3 protein-coding genes are annotated in these 2,791 nt (G+C 67.7%); all 3 read left to right on the top strand.

Annotation, left to right across the window (positions count from 1 at the left end):
• On the top strand, positions 1-494 hold a 494-nt coding region (locus tag EOA27_RS30630), incomplete at its 5' end, for a gamma-glutamyltransferase (RefSeq protein ID WP_189562157.1).
• Positions 495-539: 45 nt separating this feature from the next.
• Entirely contained in the window at positions 540-2,069 is a 1,530-nt protein-coding gene (locus tag EOA27_RS30625) for an acyl--CoA ligase (protein WP_126078628.1), read from the top strand.
• Positions 2,069-2,791, top strand: a 723-nt coding sequence (locus EOA27_RS30620) for a 2-dehydropantoate 2-reductase (RefSeq protein WP_145970634.1), incomplete at its 3' end; no start/stop codon positions are given. The genes EOA27_RS30625 and EOA27_RS30620, both read left to right, overlap by 1 nt.

Here is a 2,791-nt window from a genome sequence, read left to right as displayed (position 1 = left end):
TCATCAACTCGACCTATTATTCCTTCGGCAGCGGCGTCGTCGGCCCGAAGACCGGCGTCGTGTTGCAGAACCGTGGTTCCAGCTTCCGCCTCGATCCGAAGCACCCAAACGCGATAGCGCCAGGCAAGCGGCCGATGCACACGATCATGCCGGGTATGATGACGAGGAACGGCCGCGCTATGATGCCGTTCGGCGTCATGGGCGGCGGCTACCAGCCTTTCGGCCATGTGCATCTCGTGACCAACATGATCGACTTCGGCATGGACCCGCAGCAGGCGATCGACGCGGCCCGCGTCTTCTACAACCACGACGTCGTCGAGGCCGAGCGCAGCGTGCATTCCGATGCCGTCGAAGGCCTGCGCCGGCGAGGTCATCGTGTTGTCGAGCCCGACCACCCGCTGGGCGGCGGACAGGCGGTGCTGATCGATTGGGAGAAGGGCACGCTGACCGGCGCGTCCGATCCGCGCAAGGACGGCTTGGCGCTCGGATTTTGAGCAGCGCTGGACATCGGCCGATCGTTCGAAACATAGTCTGGAACCATGACAAACAGCGAAAACGCCACCGATCTCGCCCATCGTCTTGCCTCCGGCGCCGATGACGCGCCGGCCATCGCCGCGCCCGAACGGACGGCCCTCTCGCATGGCGGATTGCGCAAGCTGATCCGCGATACGGTGGCGCGGCTCAACGCGCTGGGCATCGGCCGTGGCGACCGCGTCGCCATCGTGCTGCCGAACGGCCCGGAAATGGCGACGGCCTTCATCGCTGTGGCGGCGGCCGCGTCCACCGCGCCGCTCAATCCGGCCTACCGGGCCGACGAGCTCGATTTCTACCTGACCGACATCGGCGTCAAGGCGATCCTCGTCGGCAAGGATGAGGCAGGCCCCTCGGTCGAGGTCGCCGCGCGCCTCGGCACCCCGGTGCTGCGTTTGGTCGTGCCTGAAGGCTCGCCCGCCGGTATCTTCACGATCGAGGGCGCTCCGGTCGGGCCACCGGTTTCCTCAGGATCGGCCGAGGACGGCGACGTTGCGCTTCTGCTCCACACCTCCGGCACCACCTCGCGCCCGAAACTCGTGCCGCTCAGCCACGCCAACCTTGCGGCGTCGGCCGCGCATATCGGCGCCACGCTCGGCCTGACGCCGGCCGACCGCTGCCTCAACATCATGCCGCTGTTTCACATCCATGGCCTGATCGCCGCGGTGCTTTCCTCGCTCGCCGCCGGCGGCAGTGTCTTCTGCACGCCGGGTTTCAACGCGCTGCGCTTCTTCCAGTGGCTCAGCGAAGCGAGGCCAAGCTGGTACACGGCGGTACCCACCATGCATCAGGCGATCCTGCCGCGCGCCGCCCGCAATCCCGAGCAGCTTGCCGAAGCGAAGCTGCGCTTCATCCGCTCTTCTTCGGCTTCGCTTCCGGCGCAAGTGATGGCCGAACTCGAAGCGACCTTCGGCTGCCCAGTGATCGAATCCTACGGCATGACCGAGGCCGCGCATCAGATGGCGTCCAACCGCTTGCCGCCCGGCCTGCGCAAGCCCGGCAGCGTCGGTGCGTCCGCCGGGCCTGAAGTCGCCGTCATGGCGCCGGATGGGCGATTGCTCAAAGCCGGCGAGATCGGCGAGATCGTCATTCGCGGCCCGAACGTCACCGCCGGCTATGAGAAGAACCCGGACGCCAATGCCAGCGCCTTCGCCCATGGCTGGTTCCACACCGGCGACCAGGGCGTGCTCGACGAGGACAACTACCTGCGCGTCACCGGCCGGCTGAAGGAGATCATCAATCGCGGCGGCGAGAAGATCTCGCCGCTCGAGGTCGACGACGTGCTGATGGACCATCCGGCGGTGGCGCAGGTCGTCACCTTCGCTATGCCGCATGACAAGCTCGGTGAAGAGGTGGCGTCCGCTGTAGTGCTGCGCGAGGGCCAGAGCGCCAGCGAGGCCGACATCCGTGGTTTCGCCGCCACCCGGCTCGCCGATTTCAAGGTGCCGCGCAAGGTGGTGATCCTCGACGAGATTCCGAAGGGCGCCACCGGCAAATTGCAGCGCATCGGCCTCGCGGCAAAGCTCGGGCTCGGCTGATGCGCATCACGGTCTTTGGCGCCGGCGCCATCGGCGGCTATCTTGCCGCGAAGCTCGCGATCGCCGGCTCGGTCGATCTGTCGATCGTGGCGCGCGGCGCGCATCTGGACGCGATCAAGGCCGGTGGCCTTCGCCTGATCGAGGATGGAAAGGAAACCGTGGCGCGGGTGAACGCGGCTGCGCGCGCCGAGGAACTCGGCGTGCAGGATTATGTCGTGCTGGCGCTGAAGGCGCATTCGCTGGCGCCGGCCCTTGACCGGATAGCACCGTTGCTGGGCAAGGGCACCGCCGTCGTCACCATGCAGAACGGCGTCCCCTGGTGGTATTTCCACAAGGCGGGCGGCGCGCTGGAGGGCACGCGGCTCGGCGCTGTCGATCCCGGTGGCGAGATCTGGCAGCGCATCAGGCCCGAGCGCGTCATCGGCTCCGTCGTCTATCCGGCCGTCGAGGTCGACGCGCCCGGCCTGATCCGCCATGTCGAGGGCACGCGCTTCTCGCTGGGCGAGCCGTCGGGCGAGAAGAGCGAGCGGGCCACCGCCTTGGCGCGCGAAATGGTCAAGGCCGGGCTGCAGGCCCCGGTGCGCGAGGACATCCGCTCTGAGATCTGGGTGAAGCTCTGGGGCAATCTCTCCTTCAACCCGATCTCGGCGCTGACCGGCAGCACGCTGGCGGCCATCGTCGCCGACGAAGGCACGCGTGCGGTCGCCCGCGCCTTGATGCTG

Origin of the sequence: Mesorhizobium sp. M2A.F.Ca.ET.037.01.1.1, from assembly GCF_003998075.1 — a bacterium.
In the GTDB taxonomy this organism is placed as follows: Bacteria; Pseudomonadota; Alphaproteobacteria; order Rhizobiales; family Rhizobiaceae; genus Mesorhizobium.
The sequence above is the reverse complement of the archived record's forward strand: the minus strand, read 5'-3'. Positions and strand labels throughout refer to the sequence as shown.